17 protein-coding genes are annotated in these 16,276 nt (G+C 68.8%); 6 read left to right on the top strand and 11 right to left on the bottom strand.

Annotation, left to right across the window (positions count from 1 at the left end):
* Window positions 1-46 precede the first annotated feature (46 nt).
* Both ACXIZN_RS12115 and ACXIZN_RS12110 read left to right on the top strand, forming a co-directional pair.
* Window positions 47-499 carry a nuclear transport factor 2 family protein gene (locus ACXIZN_RS12115; RefSeq protein WP_457954384.1) on the top strand — a complete coding sequence of 151 codons (453 nt, stop codon included), beginning with the start codon at window positions 47-49 and terminating at the stop codon, window positions 497-499.
* The gene (locus tag ACXIZN_RS12110) at window positions 496-1,707 is read left to right on the top strand and encodes an epoxide hydrolase family protein (protein WP_457954383.1); all 1,212 of its coding nucleotides are present in this window, start codon (window positions 496-498) and stop codon (window positions 1,705-1,707) included. Before ACXIZN_RS12115 ends, ACXIZN_RS12110 begins: the two co-directional genes overlap by 4 nt.
* 10 nt (window positions 1,708-1,717) lie before the next feature.
* On the opposite strand, the gene ACXIZN_RS12105 is transcribed toward ACXIZN_RS12110, so the two are convergent.
* Window positions 1,718-3,457, bottom strand: coding sequence for a pyruvate dehydrogenase (locus ACXIZN_RS12105; protein ID WP_457954381.1), 1,740 nt, complete (start codon window positions 3,455-3,457; stop codon window positions 1,718-1,720).
* Between the two features lie 69 nt (window positions 3,458-3,526).
* Window positions 3,527-4,117, bottom strand: coding sequence for an isochorismatase family protein (locus ACXIZN_RS12100; RefSeq protein ID WP_457954379.1), 591 nt, complete (start codon window positions 4,115-4,117; stop codon window positions 3,527-3,529).
* Between the two features lie 120 nt (window positions 4,118-4,237).
* Between ACXIZN_RS12100 and ACXIZN_RS12095 the strand changes: the two genes are divergently transcribed.
* Window positions 4,238-5,212: a helix-turn-helix domain-containing protein gene (locus ACXIZN_RS12095; RefSeq protein WP_457954378.1), complete on the top strand. Its 975-nt coding sequence runs from the start codon at window positions 4,238-4,240 to the stop codon at window positions 5,210-5,212.
* Window positions 5,213-5,635: 423 nt separating this feature from the next.
* Here ACXIZN_RS12095 and ACXIZN_RS12090 read toward each other — a convergent pair whose 3' ends face one another.
* Entirely contained in the window at window positions 5,636-6,001 is a 366-nt protein-coding gene (locus ACXIZN_RS12090; RefSeq protein ID WP_457954377.1) for an ArsR/SmtB family transcription factor, read from the bottom strand.
* Window positions 6,002-6,245: 244 nt separating this feature from the next.
* Between ACXIZN_RS12090 and ACXIZN_RS12085 the strand changes: the two genes are divergently transcribed.
* Window positions 6,246-6,920, top strand: coding sequence for a hypothetical protein (locus tag ACXIZN_RS12085; protein WP_457954375.1), 675 nt, complete (start codon window positions 6,246-6,248; stop codon window positions 6,918-6,920).
* Between the two features lie 14 nt (window positions 6,921-6,934).
* Here ACXIZN_RS12085 and ACXIZN_RS12080 read toward each other — a convergent pair whose 3' ends face one another.
* From ACXIZN_RS12080 to ACXIZN_RS12065, 4 genes are all read right to left on the bottom strand, one after another.
* Window positions 6,935-7,084, bottom strand: coding sequence for a hypothetical protein (locus ACXIZN_RS12080; RefSeq protein WP_457954374.1), 150 nt, complete (start codon window positions 7,082-7,084; stop codon window positions 6,935-6,937).
* A 104-nt stretch (window positions 7,085-7,188) separates the two neighbouring features.
* Window positions 7,189-8,004 carry a type I methionyl aminopeptidase gene (map, locus tag ACXIZN_RS12075; protein WP_457954372.1) on the bottom strand — a complete coding sequence of 272 codons (816 nt, stop codon included), beginning with the start codon at window positions 8,002-8,004 and terminating at the stop codon, window positions 7,189-7,191.
* Window positions 8,005-8,083: 79 nt separating this feature from the next.
* Entirely contained in the window at window positions 8,084-8,767 is a 684-nt protein-coding gene (locus ACXIZN_RS12070; protein WP_457954370.1) for an ABC transporter ATP-binding protein, read from the bottom strand.
* Entirely contained in the window at window positions 8,764-9,846 is a 1,083-nt protein-coding gene (locus tag ACXIZN_RS12065) for an ABC transporter permease (RefSeq protein ID WP_457954368.1), read from the bottom strand. Before ACXIZN_RS12065 ends, ACXIZN_RS12070 begins: the two co-directional genes overlap by 4 nt.
* Window positions 9,847-10,018: 172 nt before the next feature.
* Here ACXIZN_RS12065 and ACXIZN_RS12060 point away from each other — a divergent pair, with 172 nt between their 5' ends.
* Together ACXIZN_RS12060 and ACXIZN_RS12055 are read left to right on the top strand one after the other, a co-directional pair.
* Entirely contained in the window at window positions 10,019-11,185 is a 1,167-nt protein-coding gene (locus ACXIZN_RS12060) for a sensor histidine kinase (RefSeq protein WP_457954367.1), read from the top strand.
* The gene (locus ACXIZN_RS12055) at window positions 11,182-11,817 is read left to right on the top strand and encodes a response regulator (protein ID WP_192744203.1); all 636 of its coding nucleotides are present in this window, start codon (window positions 11,182-11,184) and stop codon (window positions 11,815-11,817) included. The genes ACXIZN_RS12060 and ACXIZN_RS12055 overlap by 4 nt, the downstream gene beginning before the upstream one ends.
* A gap of 298 nt (window positions 11,818-12,115) precedes the next feature.
* Here ACXIZN_RS12055 and aztD read toward each other — a convergent pair whose 3' ends face one another.
* From aztD to aztB, 4 genes are read right to left on the bottom strand one after another with little or no spacing between them, the layout of a single operon-like run.
* On the bottom strand, window positions 12,116-13,288 hold the full coding sequence (aztD, locus tag ACXIZN_RS12050; RefSeq protein ID WP_457954365.1) for a zinc metallochaperone AztD: 1,173 nt from the start codon (window positions 13,286-13,288) through the stop codon (window positions 12,116-12,118).
* A 26-nt stretch (window positions 13,289-13,314) separates the two neighbouring features.
* Window positions 13,315-14,214 (bottom strand): zinc ABC transporter substrate-binding protein AztC, encoded by a 900-nt coding sequence (aztC, locus tag ACXIZN_RS12045; protein WP_457954364.1) that lies wholly within the window; start codon window positions 14,212-14,214, stop codon window positions 13,315-13,317.
* Complete coding sequence (locus ACXIZN_RS12040; protein WP_457954362.1) at window positions 14,211-15,407, bottom strand: hypothetical protein; 1,197 nt, start codon at window positions 15,405-15,407, stop codon at window positions 14,211-14,213. Before ACXIZN_RS12040 ends, aztC begins: the two co-directional genes overlap by 4 nt.
* On the bottom strand, window positions 15,404-16,255 hold the full coding sequence (aztB, locus tag ACXIZN_RS12035) for a zinc ABC transporter permease AztB (RefSeq protein WP_457954360.1): 852 nt from the start codon (window positions 16,253-16,255) through the stop codon (window positions 15,404-15,406). The genes ACXIZN_RS12040 and aztB overlap by 4 nt, the downstream gene beginning before the upstream one ends.
* Window positions 16,256-16,276 lie beyond the last annotated feature (21 nt).

Here is a 16,276-nt window from a genome sequence, read left to right as displayed (position 1 = left end):
GTAGGCATTCTCGGCCGGGTCAACCTCCCGGAACGAAGGAAAGCCGATGGAAGACCTCACCCGGCTGGTCGCGGTGGAGGACGTGCGACGCGTGATGGCTCGCTACGTCTACAGCGCCGATCACCATCGATGGGACGATCTCGCGGGCCTGTTCACGCTCGACGCGCCGTTCGTCGCCTCCACAGTGGACGGATCGGACCAAGTGCGAATGACGGGCCGTGACGAGATCGCCGACGGGCTCAAAGCCCGCAACCGAGCCGATTCCGTGCTGGTACATCACCTGTTCTCCAGCGAGATCGACATCGAGTCGTCCGATTCGGCAACCGGCGTCTGGGCCATGGAGGACATCGTCACCACACCGCACGACGGCGAAATGCACGGCTACGGCCACTACCGGGTGCGCTTCACCCGGTCGGACGACCGCTGGCTCATCGCCGGACTTCGTATCACCAGGCTCCGCCTGGACTGGACCCATCCGGACAAGGAGAACCGATCATGACCCTCGAACCGTTCGTCATCGATGTCGAGCAGGACGCCCTCGACGATCTCCGGAGGCGGCTGAAAGCGACCAGGTTCGCACCCGACCTGGACAACGAAGACGAGGCCTTCGGGCTGAGTACCGCCTATCTCAAGCCGATCGTGGAGTACTGGGCCGACGGTTTCGACTGGCGGGCGGTCGAAAGCCGCTTGAACGAGTACTCGCACCATCGCGTCGACCTCGACGGCACTCCGGTGCACTTCATCCGTGAGCCGGGAAAGGGCCCCGCGCCGATTCCGTTGCTGCTCATGCACGGCTGGCCGTGGACCTTCTGGGACTGGAGCAAGGTCATCCGCCCGCTCGCCGACCCGGGCGCGCACGGCGGCGACCCGGCGGACGCGTTCGACATCGTCGTCCCTTCGCTACCCGGCTTCGCGTTCTCCACTCCGCTGACGAACGGCAGGGAGAACTTCGTCAGCATGGCCGACCGATTCCACGCTTTGATGACGGATGTGCTCGGCTACCGGCGTTTCGGGGTCGGCGCGGCCGATTACGGTGCGCTGGTGGGCGCACAACTCGGCCACAAGTACGCCGGTTCGCTCCACGGTCTCCACCTCGGCAACGAAATGCCGCTGACGATCTTCCAGGGCGAGCGCCACTGGGATCTCACCGGCGGCGCGCCGATCGACGGCCTGCCGTCGGGCCCGCGCGCCGACATGGTCAACTTCGTCGACACGTACGTTTCCCATGTCGCGACGCATATGCTCGACGCGCAGACGATCACGCACGGCCTGAACGATTCCCCGATCGGGATGCTCGCGTGGATTCTCAAGCGCTGGAAGAAGTGGAGCGACCAGAACGGGGTCTTCGAGGATTCCTATCCAGTGGACCACATCCTGACCAACGCGACGATCTACTGGGTCAACCAGGCGATCGGCTCGTCGATCCGCGCCTACAAGAACGTCAACCGGCATCCGTGGCGGCCGTCGCACGATCGGACTCCGCCGGTCGAGGCGCCGACCGGGTTCACCTTCCACCTCGGCGACGCCGCGCCGCCGGGAGCCCACGACCGCGAACGCCGCGTCGCCGCGTTCAAGGAAGCGGCCGGCTCCGTCTACGCCGACGTGCGGCAGGTGAACGTCCACGAGAAGGGCGGCCACTTCGGGCCGTGGGAACATCCCGAAGCGTGGATCGAAGACCTGCGCGCCACGTTCCGCCCGCTGCGCTGAGCGGGCGGTTTCACGGCCGCGGGATGTTGCGAAGGTTGGCCCGGGCCAGGTCGATCATCCGGCCGACCCCGCCTTCGAGAACGACCTTGCTCGCGGCCAAGGCGAATCCGCCGAGCTGGCCGGCGGTGATATGCGGCGGGACCGACAGCGCGTTCGGGTCCGTCACGACGTCGACCAGTGCGGGCCCGTCGTGGCTCAGCGCCTCCTTGAGGGCCGCGCGCAGCCGGGTCGGGTCGGTGACCCGCTCGGCGCGCAGGCCCGCGCCACTGGCGATGGCGGCGAAATCGACCGGACGGTGGTCGGTCTGGTAGTCGGGCAGGCCGTCCACCAGCATCTCCAGCTTCACCATGCCCAGCGAGGAGTTGTTGAACGTCACGATCTTGACCGGGAGGTCGTGCAGGGCCACGGTGAGCAGTTCGCCGAGCAGCATGCCCAGCCCTCCGTCACCGGACATCGACACGACCTGACGACCCGGATAGGCGAACTGCGCGCCGATGGCGTGCGGCAGCGCGTTGGCCATCGTGCCGTGCAGGAACGACCCGATGACCCGGCGGCGGCCGTTGGGGGTGAGATACCTGGCCGCCCAGACATTGCACATGCCGGTGTCCACGGTGAAGATCGCGTCGTCCGCGGCGAGCTCGTCGAGGAGATCCGCCGCGAACTCCGGGTGGATGGGCACGTGCCGTTCGACGTTGCGGGTGTAGGCGTCGACGACCTGTTCCAGTGTTTTGCAGTGATCACGCAGCATGCGGTCCAGGAACGTCCGGTCGGTCTTGCGCCGCAGGAGCGGCTGCACGGCTCGCAGGGTCTCCCGTACGTCGCCGTGCACCGCCAGTTCAAGCGGGGTGCGCCTGCCGAGGCGGGTCGCGTCGTTGTCGATCTGCACGGTCCTTGCCTGAGGAAGGAAGGTGTCGTAAGGGAAATCGGTGCCCAGCAGGACCAGCAGGTCCGCGTCGTGCATGGCCCGGTAGCAGGCGCCGTAGCCGAGCAGCCCGCTCATCCCGACGTCGTAGGGATTGTCGTACTGGATCCATTCCTTGCCACGCAGGCTGTGCCCGACCGGTGCCTGCACGGTCCCGGCCAGCTCCATCACCTCGGCGTGCGCGCCGCGCACCCCGGCGCCGGCGAACAAGGTGACGGTTTCGGCGTCGTTGATCAGCTCGGCGAGTCGTGCCACCTGGGGTTCCGGCGGCACGACCGTCCCGTGCTCGGTGACCGGCGTCCCGGTGCCGGTGGGCGCGACGGCGTCGAGGTGCGCGACGTCGCCGGGCAGCACCAGTACCGAAACCTCGCCGCGGGACAACGCGTGCTGCATGGCGATCCGCAGCACCCTCGGCATCTGAGCGGGCCTGCTGATCTGTTCGCAATAGCCGCTGCAGTCGACGAACAGCCGCTCGGGATGGGTCTCCTGGAAGAACCCGGTCCCGATTTGGCCGGACGGGATGTGCGAGGCGAGCGCGAGCACCGGCGCACCGGTGCGGTGCGCGTCGTAAAGCCCTTGCACCAGATGGGTGTTGCCGGGGCCGCAGCTACCCGCGCACACCGCGAGCCGTCCGGTCAGCTGGGCCTCGGCGGCCGCGGCGAAGGCACCGGCCTCCTCGTTGCGGACATGGACCCACTCGATGCCCGGGGTGCGGCGGATGGCGTCGACGACGGGGTTGAGGCTGTCCCCGACCACGCCGTAGATCCGTTCCACCCCGGCCTGCACCAGGACTTGGACGAACTGCTCGGCGACGTTGGGCTTGGCCATCGGGACCCCTTCGATGCTTCGGCGGCGGACCACCCTCATGATCCACGTCCGGCGCCCGCCTCGCAGGTCCTAGCCGAGCTCGGCCGGGGAACCGACGACGACCGCGTAGAGATCACCGATCGTGGCGAGCGCCGCGCGGTGCTGGTCCGCGGCGGCCACCGGGCCTGCGACGGAAGGAAGCGCGCGCGTGGCGCAGGCCGCGGCCACCACGGTCGGGTTGTTCCCACGCAGGAACGCGCCTTCCGCGGTGAACGTGACGCACATATGGGTCATGAACCCGGCAACCACGACGTCCTTGTGCCCGGCGGCATCCACCAGCTCCCCCAGGCGGGTCCCGACGAACGAGTTCGGCGCGGTCTTCACCACGACCTCCTCGCCCGGGCCGGGAGCGACCCGCTCGTGGATGCGGCCGATTTCCTGCCGGAGGTCGTACGGGCTGCCCTCGCCGCCGTCGTGCATGACGTGGATGACCGTCGCGCCCTCGGCGCGAGCGCGCGCCAGCAAGGTGGCCGCTTCGTCGAGCGCCGCCTCCCAGCCGTCGAGTTCCATCACGCCGCGGGTGTAAGTGTTCTGGTAGTCGACGAGGATCACGGTCGCGTCCGAGAGCGTCGCGGGGGTCGTCGGCAAGGTGCTGATTTCGCGGAGCGTGGTGCTGGTCATCGTGTGTTCCTTCGCTTTCCGGTCGGCACGGTTACCATGATCGCTGACCCGATTCGATGGTGAGATACGGATTCGGGTCAGCTGTGACCGGGATCGGCCGACATTCGCGGGAAGGAAACGATGAGCGCTCCGAGTGTGGCCGTCCTGGCGTTCGAAGGGATCAGTCCGTTCCATCTCGCCGTGCCGTCCTTGGTGTGGGGACCCGAATCCCCGGCGGGCGACATGGAACCGTGGCCGATCACGGTCGCCGCCGTCGAAGCCGGCAGGCTCACCACGAGCGCCGGCTACGCGATCGACGTGCCCGCCGGCCTCGGCACGCTCGCGAAGGCCGACATCGTCGTCGTGCCGTGGTGGTCCGACCCGGAAACCTCGACGCCTTCACCCGTGGCCGCCGCGCTGCGAGCCGCACACGAACGCGGAGCCCTCGTCGTCGGGCTCTGCCTGGGAGTCTTCGCCCTCGCGGACGCCGGCATCCTCGACGGACGCGCCGCGACCACCCACTGGAAATGGGTCGAAACCTTCCGGAGGCGCTTCCCTTCGGTGGAGCTTCGCCCCGAAGAGCTGTACGTCGACGAAGGCGACATCGTGACCGGCGCGGGCGCGACCGCCGGGATCGACACCTGCCTTCACCTGCTCGCCCGCACGGCCGGGCAGGTCGTCGCCAACCGCGTCGCCCGCCGGATCGTCGCCGCGCCGCACCGTCCCGGCGGCCAGGCCCAGTTCATCGAGCTTCCCGTACCCGCCGCGGACGAGGATCCGCTCACCACCGTGATGAACTGGGCACAGTCCCGCCTGGACGCGCGGCACAGCATCGACGACCTCGCCACCAGGGCGCATATGAGCCGAAGTACCTTCACCCGCTCGTTCCGCGCCCGTACGGGGACCACTGTCCACAGCTGGCTTGTCGCACAACGCCTCGCGCGGGCACGCCAACTTCTCGAGACGACCGGGCTCGGCATCGACGCGGTCGCCGCGCAGTCCGGGTTCGGCACGCCTGCCCGTCTTCGCGAGCACTTCGCCGCCGCGCTGGGCACGACACCGACTCGCTACCGGGTCGAGTTCTCCGCCACGGGTCCGGCACGCGGACCGCGGTAGCCGGGAGAAATCCTTTTCCCGCCGCTCACGGGAAAGTGGAATCATCATTTCCGCGAACCGGCGGGACTGCGTGCGCGCCCGGAAAGAGCCGTGTCCCGCACTCGCCATTTCGCGTCGGTGAATAGCTCACCCCGGAGGGTGAGCTCAATCGAGTGCATTGTCCGGCGGAACTGGATCGAAGAAGCCGTTCCGGGGCAAGATGACCGGGCACGAGGACCGGGACGACGGAGGACCATGTGGAGCTGTGCGGAACCCCCATCTTCGACTCTCTGGTCGAGGAGACGAGAAGGGCGGCCGCCGGAAATGGCACGCTCCCCCGCGAGGACAATTCCGAATCGAACGAGCCGCGCGTGGATACCGGCGAAGAAAACAAAGGACGATAATCCGGCACAATGAACGATTCGAATAACGCGTTGCCGATTCTCAGTCTGTTTCAGATGAATGAGCGGCGCCGGGAACACCGGCGGAATTCTGCAGATCGCCGAGCAACCCCAGCTGGCCGGTGATGACCCCGGTCAGGATCCCGCGAGCGACGGCGAGCAGTTCGGCGACCGAGGGACTCGTCAGGGAGTAGGAGACGGTCGTGCCTTCCTTGCGCGGCACCACCAGGTTGGCGCGCCGCAGGACGGCGAGCTGCTGAGACAGGTTGGCGGGCTCGATACCGAGGTCGGCGAGCAACTCCGAGACGTGGTGCTCGCGGTCGCTGAGCAGTTCGAGCACGCGGATCCGGACGGGGTGCCCCAGCGTCTTGAAGAGCTCCGCTGTCGCCTGATAAAGGGGACTGTTCATCGGCATCCTTCCCCGCAGGTCCCGCCGTCCGCACAACCCTGATCGTGCCCGATTTCCGGAGCCGCCGAACCCCAGCCCGCACCGTTCGGGCAGGACCACACCCGATCAGGGCATGAAAAGCGCCATTAATTGCATATTTATGCAAGTCTGCATATCAGAGAAGGTGGGAACACCCTGTGAGTCACGGCATGCGGGATTCCGCGAGCCTCCTGTCGATCCCCCGGCCCGCCACGAGGTGCGGACGGTGACCACCCGCCACTCCATCCCCACCGCCGCCACCCGGGCCCACCTCGCCCTCGCCGCGCACGCGGCGGAACTGGCCGATCTCGCCGCGAACGCCGCCCGGGTGGACGCCGCGGCGGAGCAGGACGCGTGCTCGACCCGGGATCATTCCGGCCTGATCGGGATGGCACAGCAGATCCTCGAAGCGGCGGTGGTCGCCGCACGGCTCGACGGGAAGACCTGGCAGGAGATCGCGTACAGACTCGACGGAGCGACACCGCAATCCGTGAGGACCCGATACCGTCCTTCGGTCGCGCGGTTCCGCGCTGATCCCTTTCCGTCGCAGGACTCACGCCGCGACGGCGTACCCGAGCACACCGAGCAGACCGCCTTCCGGCTCCGCAGGCTTCCGGCTCCGGAACAGCGACCGGACGCCGAGCCGGCGTCGGAACCGGACCGTTCGCCGACCGGACACCTCGCCCTGATCACGGTCCCGGCCGAACAGGACGACGACGAAGCCGCGCGGGAGCCGACGGCCGCGGACGCCCGGCTGAAGATCGCGGAAAGGCTGGTCGCCGCCTACGAGCGGATCGCGACCAACGACCGGCAGCCACCGCAATGGATCCTCGACGGGCTGGCCCACGCCCGCCGCACAGCCGCGGAACTCCGTGCTCACACGGGCGCGCCGCCTGAATGACTCTCGGCGGGAAGCTACGCCGAGGTCGCGAGACCGGCTTCGCGGTCGAAGTCGTGCTCGTCCTCGGTCCGCGTCCGCGCCACCATCTGCGCGACCAGGTCGAAGATCGGCGTGGCTTCCTGCGGGAAGGTCACGCTCTGCTGGTTCGCGCTCTCGGCGATCATGAACCGCTACTCCTCAGGGGTGATTACTACAGCGACCGTTCACTCTAACGGCCGCGCCGAGATGACGGGCCGTATTCGGAGTTTTCGGTCGAACGTCACTGAAGTCACCGGATACGGACGTCCGTTGCGGACGCACGCTCGCCGGATATCTCGTGCTCACGCCTGGTGAGCACCAGCGGAGCGCCATCGGTGATGGCCACCGTGTGCTCGGAATGGGCCGTGCGTGAACCGTCGGCCGAGCGGATGGTCCAGCCGTCGTCGTCGAAGACGATCCGGTCGGTCGTGCGGGCGAACCAGGGTTCGAGCGCGACGGTGAGCCCCGGCTGGAGCTTCAGGCCACGGCCCGCCTTGCCTTTGTTGGGAATATGGAGCTCCTCGTGCATGGTGCGGCCGATGCCGTGGCCGCCGAACTCGGTGTTCACCGGATAACCGTAGGCACGGGCGACCGCCCAGATGGCCGCGGAGATGTCGCCGAGACGGTTGCCCGGACGCGCGGCCTCGATCGCGGCCTCCAGCGCTTCCTCGGTGGCACGGACGATCTGCAGGTCCTCTTCCGCTGGCGTCCCGACGATGACCGTGCGCGCCGAGTCGGCCGCCCAGCCGTCGATCTTCACGGCGAGATCCGCGGTGAGCACGTCACCATCGCGCAGCGTGTAGTCGTGGGGCAGGCCGTGCAGGACCGCGTCGTTGACCGCCAGGCAGATGACGTTGCGGAACGGGCCTTTGCCGAAGGACGGCGCGTAATCCCAGTAGCAGGACTCGGCGCCGCGTCGCTGGATCATGCCGCGTACGTGGTGTTCCAGGTCCATCAGGTTGACGCCCACGTCCGCGAGGTCGCCGACCTCGGTGAGCACTTCGGCGACGAAACGCCCGGTCACCTGCATGCGCTCGATCTCGGCGGGCGTCTTCAGTTCGATCATCGGATCCTCGTGTCACGGGGTTGGTATTATTATACCGGCACCCTAGCAGGTGGCGGTATAATAATACCAACCTTCTCCGTCAGCCGACGGGAGAAGGGCTGCCCAGCCGCCCGTCGTGCACCTCGACGATCCGGTCCACGGCGGCGAGATGCACCCGATCGTGCGTGACCAGGACGGTGGCGGTGGCCCGCTCGCGCGTCAGACCGGCGATCAGCTCGATCACCGCGGCTCCGCGCTCGTGATCGAGGGCGCTCGTCGGTTCGTCGATCAGCAGCATGGTCGGTTCGTTCATCAACGCACGCGCGATGTTCACCCGCTGTCGCTGACCACCGGAAAGCTGATGCGGGCGACGTCCCGCCTGCGCCGCGAGCCCGACGGCGTCCAGTAGGTCCACGGCCGCACCGCGTGCCCCGACCGCGGAGCGGCCGTCGATCCGGGCCATGACCTGAAGCTGTTCGGCGGCCGTGAGGGCGGGCAGCAGATTCGGCTGCTGGAAGACGGTTCCGATCTTGCGGCGGCGGAGTTCGGCGAGTTCGCCGCGGGTCAGGCCGGTGGTCGTGGTGCCGTCGACGGTGACGGTCCCCTGGTCCGGGGTGATGAGGGTCGCCGCGACGGCGAGCAGGCTGGACTTCCCGGAGCCGGAGGGCCCGGCGACGGCGGTGATCGTGCCCGGCGGGACGTCCAGCGTGACGTCGTCGAGTGCGGTGAGGCGGGCGTCGCCGTCGGGATAGGTGAGGGTGACGCCGGTCAGGTTCAGGCTCATCGGGCACTCCCCAGTGCGGTCAGCGGGTCGACGGAGGTGATGCGGCGGACGGAAAGCGCCGCACCCAGCGCGCCGAGCAGGATCATCACGGCGGACGGCACGAGCACGGTGGCCGGAGTCAAGAGGAACGGCACGGCGGAACCGGCGACCGCCGTGCCGAGCCCGACGGCCAGACCTGTTCCAATGGCGGTGCCGCCGACGAGAAGGACGATGGCCTGGCCGAGCGCGTCCTTCAACAGGAAGGCGGTGCTCGCCCCCAGCGCCTTGAGGACGGCGATGTCACCGCTGCGCTGGATGGTCCACACGGTGAAGAAGGCGCCGATCACGAGGGCGGAGATGGCGAACAGGAAGCCACGCATCAGTTGCAGCGAACCGTTTTCGGACGTGTAGGAGCCGATCGCGGACAGCGAGTCGCTCTTCGAGACGGTCGTCGTGCCGGCGGCGAGGTCGGTGGCCGCGAGATCGGCGTCGGCCGTGGTGGTCAGCGCGAGCACCGTCGCGCTCGGCTCGCCGCCGGTGGGTGGCGCCGTCTTCGCCCAGACGCCGAGGTCCGCCCAGATCACCGGTGTGTGGCTGAACCAGGCGTCCCTCGCCACGGCGGCGACCATCAGCGGGCGCCCGGTCACGGTGATGGTGTCCCCGCTCCGGACGCCCAGATCGTCGGCGGCGGACGTCGACAGCACCACCGAGTCGCCGGTGATCCTTCCGCCGTCCGGGGCGAGCGCCGAACCGGGCCGGACCCCGAAAACGGAGATCCCGGCGCTGCCGTCGCCCGCGCTGGCCTTGGTGGTGGCTATGCCCAGCGGTTCGGCCGAGGTGACGCCCGGCGTCGCCGCCCACTGCCGTCGCTGTGTTTCGGTGACAGCGGAATTGGCATAGGAGAGGCTCTGCCCGGCACCGGGAGCGGAGAAGACGATCTTGTCCGCGGGCAGGCCGGTGACCGCGGAGATGTTCTGCTCGCCCAGCCCCGCGGTGAGCCCGGACAACAGGCCGACCAGCAAGGTGATCAGCACGACGACGGCACCCATCAGGGCGAACCGTCCTTTGGCGAATCTCAGATCTCTCCAGGCGACGAACACGGCTCGGGTCTGTCCTCTCGGGGCGGGTGGGCTGGCTACCTCTCCACGATCGCCGCCGGTGACCGCGCCGGCATCCGGCCGGAGATGGCACTTCGCCCGCCGTAAGACGGCACGCCGCCTCTACCTTTGGATAGAGGCGCGCGCCGATCCCGCTCCGTAATCTGGACGCACTGTGACCGCCGCGCCCGCTTTGACCCCGACCAGCCGGGTGCTGACCTGGTGTCTGCATCTGCTGCTCGTCGCCCTGCTCGCACTGGCCGCCGTGCGGGCGCTGGCGGACGGCTCATCCGAAGCGGGAGCGATCGTCGCGGCGGCGGTGACGTGTGCCGTGGTGTACGCGGCCGGCCCACTGCTGCCTCGCGTCCGGACGTCCCGGCGGGCCGCCCTGTGGTGGCTGGTCGCGGTGGGCCTCGTGTGGCTGGTGCTGTTGGTGCTGACCGCCGACGGCGTCTGGGTCGCCTTCCCGCTGTACTTCCTGCAGTTGCATCTGCTGCCGCGCCGTCAGGGGCTGGTCGCGGTGATCGTGACCGCGCTGGCGGCGATCACCGCGTTCACCGCCCACCAGGGTGCCTTCGTTCCGGCGGCGGCGATCGGCCCGGCACTCGGCGCCGCCGTCGCGGTCGCCGTCGTCTGGGGTTACCAGGCGCTGTACCGCGAAAGCGAACGACGCCGGGACCTGATCGAGGAGCTCACCGCCACCCGCGCCGACCTCGCCGAAGCCCAGCACGAGGCGGGAGTGCTCGCCGAGCGGGAGCGGCTGGCGCACGAAATCCACGACACCCTCGCCCAGGGACTGTCGAGCATCCAACTTCTGTTGCGTGCCGCGGAAAGGACGCTGCCCGATACCGCGGGGAACGCCGCCCGCTACGTCGAACAGGCTCGTCAGGCCGCCGCGGACAACCTCGCCGAAGCCCGCCGGTTCGTCGTCGCCCTGTCTCCTCCCGCGCTCGACGACACCACGCTGGCCGACGCGCTGGATCGGCTGTGCGCCACCACCAGCGCCCGGCACCGGATCACCGCGCGCTTCCATCTCACCGGCGACGTCGTTCCGCTGCCGACCGCGCACGAGGTCGCGTTGCTGCGTATCGGCCAGGCGGCCCTGGCGAACACGGTCCGGCACGCCGACGCGTCCACCGCCGAAGTCGCCTTGAGCTACGGCGGCGAGCACGTCACCCTCGCCGTCGTCGACGACGGTGTCGGCTTCGATCCGGAACACACCGGCTTCGGGCTCACCGCGATGCGCACCCGGATCGAAGCGCTGAACGGAATCCTCACCGTCGAGTCCTCCCCCGGCCACGGCACCACCGTGTCCGCGCGACTGCCCAAGGAAAGCCCGTGACCGAACCTCCGATCCGGCTCCTGCTGGCCGACGACCACCCCATCGTCCGGGCGGGACTGCGTGCCGTACTGGAAACCGAACCAGGTCTCGTGGTCTCGGCCGAAGCCGCGACCGCCGAGGAAGCGGTGGCCAGGGCCGCGGAAGGCGACATCGACGTCGTACTGATGGATCTGCGTTTCGGTTCCGGGATGACCGGAGCCGAGGCCACCGCGGCGATCACCGCGCGGCCGGACGCTCCACGCGTCCTCATCGTCACCACCTACGACACCGACGCGGACACCCTGCCCGCCATCGAGGCGGGCGCCACCGGCTATCTCCTGAAGGACGCGCCTCCCGAGGATCTGGCCGCCGCCGTGCGGACCGCCGCCGCCGGGCGCACCACGCTCGCCCCGACCGTCGCCGACCGGCTCATGAACCGGATGCGGATGCCCGCCACCGCACTGACGCTGCGCGAGATCGAAGTCCTGGTCCTGGTCGCGGACGGCCTGTCCAACCGGGCCATCGCGGACCGGCTGCACCTGACCGAGGGCACGGTGAAATCCCATCTGGCCCGCAGCTACACCAAACTCGGCGTCGATTCGCGCACCGCCGCCGTCGCCACCGCGACGGACCTCGGCCTGATCCGGCGCTGACCGGCCCGGGCTCCGCGAGGGTCTCGTAAGTGGTGGAAGATCCGACGCGACTACGACTGTCCACAAGGGACCTCAAAGGCGGAGGGGCCCGCGCACTTCACGGGCTTCCGCCAGTCGAACGTGTCCCGAAAGCCACTTTCGGGACATCAGGCGTCGCGAAAGTGGCTTTCGCGACGTGGGCGGCGGCGAGGTGGTCGGTGTGGGTGGTCGTGAGCGGTCAGGTGGGCGTGTTGCGAAAGCCACTTTCGCAACCTTCAAGGTTGCGAAAGTGGCTTTCGCGGCATCGTTGCCGAGTGAATCAGTGGCCGAGGACGCCGCTGACCTCGTTCGGCGTTCCCGGAATCGTCCCGGTCGCGGTCTTCGTACCGGACGCGAGGTCCACCGAGTGGATCTCCTTCTTGCCGGGATCGGTGACGTACGCGGTTCCGCCCCGCACGAAGATCGCCGGACGCGGCTGCTGCCACTCGATCGGCTCCTGCCAGGTGCCGATGACGGCGATCTTCCGCTGCACCGCACCGCTCACCGGGTCGATCACGTGGATCTGGCCGTCGGTGCCCAGCACCAGGGCCTCCCCCTGAGGGCCGCGAGCCAGCGACCGGAAGGTGTAGCTGGTCCCGATGTCGACGTGCTTGAGCGTGGCCTTCTCCGTGTCGATCAGCGAGATCCGGCTCGGGCGTTCGAGCTCGGCCGCTTCGTCGACCTTGTAGTCGCCCAAGGTGATCGGCGAGACGTCCGAGCCCGCCTGGTTGCCGATGCGACCGTAGGGATCCGGGCTGGTCACCTTGGTGATGACGCCGTCGCGGTAGATCAGCGCACCGGTCTGGCAGCCGACCACGACCGCTTCACCGCGCGCGGCGGCTTCGCCGTGCACGCCGGGGCACTGCTCGTTACGCGCGATCTCCTTCTTGTCCTTGTCCAGCACCACGATCCCGGACCGCTTGTCCTTGTCGCCGACGGTGGTGAGCAGTTCGCCGTTCGCGAGTTCGACGGCCACGCCGTGATGCGCCTCTGGCGTCTTGTACTTCGGCGCGGGGAGCGCCGCGGTGCCGATCGTCTTCGGGTCGAAGACGGTAACTTCACCGGTCCCGTCGGCGAACAGCACCGTCTTGCCGGCGTGCCGGACGACGTGTCCCGGCTTGGCCGCCTTCACCTCGTTGTCCGTGAGCACGGCGCCGACGGCGTCGAGGACCCGGAATCCGGTGGAGGTCGAGACCAGGAGGTGCCGATCGTTCCCGGCGGGGTTGAGGCGGTTGAAGCCCTCCAGCGGAAGGTTCTTCGCGACCTTCAAGGTCTTCCCGTCGAGCAGCACGATCCCACCGTCGTAGGTGACGGCCACCGGATCGGCGACGACCGGTGCCGGAGCCGCGTCCTTCGCGGGTTCAGCCGCCGGCTGTTCGGTCCCGCAGGCGGCGAGCGCGAGTGTGCTCGCCGTCGTCGCCATCAGCGCGAGATATCGGGTCTTCCGTGCCATTTTCCTGTGCCTTTCGTCTGTTCCGGTCAGGAACGGGTCAAACCGGTGGTGATCGATTCGGTGTTGGCGCGCATCATTTCCAGATAGGTGGCCGCGCCCTGGCCTGGTTCACTGAGCGATTCCGAGAACAACGGGGCCACCTGGACGTGCAGTCCGGCCTGCTCGGCCAAGACCCGCGCGAGCCGGTCCGGTTGCGAGGAATCGGCGAAGATCACCGGCACTCCCGCCGCGCGAACGGTGTCGGCGAGGGCCTTGAGATCCGAGGAGCTCGGTGAGGCGAGTGTGGTTCCGCCGGGGATCACCGCGCCGACGACCTGGAATCCGAACCGCTGGGCCAGGTACCCGAACACGTGGTGGTTCGTGACCAGTTTCCGGCGTTCCGGCGGAATCCCGCCGAACTTCTCGGCCATCATCTTGTCGAGCGCCTCGATCTCCCCGCGATAGCGTTCGGCGTTGGCGCGGATCACCGCTTCGTCGACCCCGTCGACATGGGCGACGACCTCGTCCGCGATCACCTTCACCGCGTCGCGCACCCGTGCCGGATCCGTCCAGAAGTGGGGATCGGGCTTGTTGTCGGCGTAACTGATCGGGTTCGCCCGCTCCCCGGCGGGCAACGCCGGTACACCGCTTTCCTCGGCCGTGCGGACGGTGCGCAGGATGCCCTCTTCGAGCCCGAGTCCGTTGTAGACGATCAGGCCGGCACGTTCGACCTGGGCCGCCTGCTGTGCGGAGATACCGAAGGAATGCGGGTCCGCGTTCGGTTTCATCAACACCGTCACCTCGGCCTGATCACCGACCACGGCACGAGTGATGTCGCCGAGGATGTTCGTCGTGACGACGACCGACTTGCCGCCCCCGCCGGTCCCGGAACAGCCGGCCGCAGCCAGCAGCGCCACCACGAACAGGGCGAGTACGCGGAGCTTCATCGGCCGGTCTCCACGATGTGGCCCGCCTTGCCGCCGACCTTCAGGGTCCTGGCGCGCCGGAGGTTGTCGTTGTAGTCGATTTCGTACACCTCGGCCGAGAGCGGATTGTTGACATAGGCGCGGGTGGAATCGACCTGGATCGACGGAACGCCGGCGGCGGTCGCCTCCGGGGTCAGGAGCGGGATCACCGTCTGTTCCTTGCCGGCGCCGTCGAAGGAGCGCAGCTTTCCGTCCCGGGCGAGGACCAGCAGCGGGCCGCCCTCGCCGACCGCGTTCACCGCGGCGACCGGGCCGGTCTCGACGTGCTGCCAGCTGCGACGCCCGACGTCCAGTGACCACACCGCGGACTCCCCCGCCCGCGCCGCGAGCGTGGAGCTCCCGGGCCGGTGGAAGAAGGACGTGGCGCGTTCCTGCGCGGTGACAGCGCGCGGGTACGGGATCTTCACCCCGGCGAACGCGCCGTCCTTTTCGGTCACCAGCAAGGCGCCGTCCGCGCAGCCGAAGACGACTCCGCGCCTGGTCACGGCCTGGCCCTGCAAGTCAGGGCACGGCTGGTCGATCTCGGCCACGGCTTTGCCCTGGCGGTCGTCAACGCGCACACCGCGGGCGAGCGGCTTTCCGGCGTCGGCCACCGTGGCGATGATGTGCCCGCCGTACGGGATCGCCACCCCCGCGTGCGGCTCACGCGTGATCTTCCCGAGCTCGGTCACGGAGCCCTTGTCCAGCGCTGCCCGGTCCAGCAACGTGGCCGAACCGTCCGAATAGGACAGTGCGGTGACGGCGGGATCGCTGTAGGCCGCCAGGGGTTCCTTGCCGGGCGCGACGCCGACATCCCGGACCTTCGCCCGGTAGTAGTGGACGTGGTCACCGTGGTCGACCATCCACGAGCCGCTGTCGATCACCCGGGTCGTGCCGTCGCGGGCGGTCAGGTAGCCGAAGCGGCCGTCACCGGTCACGGTTCGCACTCCGTCGACTCGCCCGACCTCGTGCACCTCTTCGGTGATCAGGTCGACGACGCGTACGGCGCCGGTGTCCGTGTCGGCGACGATCAGCCGCGACTGCGCCTCGGCCGCCTCTTCGGCGCCTTCGACGTAGCCGTGCGGGACTTCCGCGGTCACCTCCTTCGGCTGCTCCGAGCCGCACGCCGCCAGGGTCAGCGCCGCGACGACGACCGTCACTGCTTTCAGTTTCATCGTGAGCTCTCGATCTCCGGTGTCAGGGAACGGAATCGCTGTCGTACGAAGGACAGGAAGGCGGAAAGGAAGAACAGGAGGACCGCGCCGGCGGCGATGGTCGCGCCCGCCGCGGTGCCCCAATGCCAGGACACGAGCAGGCCACCGACCGTGGCGGCGATGCCGAGCAGCGCCGCGATGAGCATGATCGTGGTGATCCGCCGCGACCAGAAGAGCGCCGCCGCGGCGGGGGCGATGAGCAGCCCGAACACCAGCAACGTCCCCACGACGCGGAACGACGCGACGATCGTCAACGTGACCAGCCCGAGCAGTACCGCGTTGGCCAGGCGTGGACGAAGTCCCAGTGTGTGCGCTTTGCGGACGTCGAAGGTGAGCGCGGTGAATGAACGATGCCCCGCCAGCGCCACCGTTCCTACGACCAGAAGGGTGATCGCGAGGCCCACCAGGTCACCCGATCCGACGGCGAGTACGTCGCCGAACAGGTATCCGGTGAGATCGACCGCGAACGACCGCGAGTGGGACACGATGATCACGCCGCTCGCGAGCATGCCGACGAAGAGCAGCCCGATCGTGGTGTCCTCGGACAACCGCCGCGAACGGCCGAGCGCGGTCACGCCGAGCGCCATCACCCCGGCGCTGATCGCCGCGCCGATCAGCAGGTTCACGCCGGTCAGCGAGGCGATCGCCACGCCGGGCAGCATGCCGTGCGACATCGCGTCGCCGATGAAGGCCATCCCGCGCAACACCACCCAGGTGCCCACGACGGCGCACACCGCCGAAACGAGCACTCCCGCCACCAGCGCACGCTGCACGAACGACACCTCGAAGGGGATCAGCAACCATTCCACGCGTCACACTATAGTGGTAAT

The organism is Amycolatopsis sp. TRM77291 (assembly GCF_054166285.1).
Note: the sequence above shows the minus strand (reverse complement) of the source record. Positions and strands in the feature narration are given on the sequence as shown.

Bases quoted from the DNA above. Each gene is read 5' to 3' on its own strand.
- ACXIZN_RS12115 (WP_457954384.1), top strand. From the start codon at position 47: ATGGAAGACCTCACCCGGCTGGTCGCGGTGGAGGACGTGCGACGCGTG.
- ACXIZN_RS12110 (WP_457954383.1), top strand. From the start codon at position 496: ATGACCCTCGAACCGTTCGTCATCGATGTCGAGCAGGACGCCCTCGAC.
- ACXIZN_RS12105 (WP_457954381.1), bottom strand. From the start codon at position 3,457: ATGGCCAAGCCCAACGTCGCCGAGCAGTTCGTCCAAGTCCTGGTGCAG.
- ACXIZN_RS12100 (WP_457954379.1), bottom strand. From the start codon at position 4,117: ATGACCAGCACCACGCTCCGCGAAATCAGCACCTTGCCGACGACCCCC.
- ACXIZN_RS12095 (WP_457954378.1), top strand. From the start codon at position 4,238: ATGAGCGCTCCGAGTGTGGCCGTCCTGGCGTTCGAAGGGATCAGTCCG.
- ACXIZN_RS12090 (WP_457954377.1), bottom strand. From the start codon at position 6,001: ATGAACAGTCCCCTTTATCAGGCGACAGCGGAGCTCTTCAAGACGCTG.
- ACXIZN_RS12080 (WP_457954374.1), bottom strand. From the start codon at position 7,084: ATGATCGCCGAGAGCGCGAACCAGCAGAGCGTGACCTTCCCGCAGGAA.
- map (WP_457954372.1), bottom strand. From the start codon at position 8,004: ATGATCGAACTGAAGACGCCCGCCGAGATCGAGCGCATGCAGGTGACC.
- ACXIZN_RS12070 (WP_457954370.1), bottom strand. From the start codon at position 8,767: ATGAGCCTGAACCTGACCGGCGTCACCCTCACCTATCCCGACGGCGAC.
- aztD (WP_457954365.1), bottom strand. From the start codon at position 13,288: ATGGCACGGAAGACCCGATATCTCGCGCTGATGGCGACGACGGCGAGC.
- aztC (WP_457954364.1), bottom strand. From the start codon at position 14,214: ATGAAGCTCCGCGTACTCGCCCTGTTCGTGGTGGCGCTGCTGGCTGCG.
- ACXIZN_RS12040 (WP_457954362.1), bottom strand. From the start codon at position 15,407: ATGAAACTGAAAGCAGTGACGGTCGTCGTCGCGGCGCTGACCCTGGCG.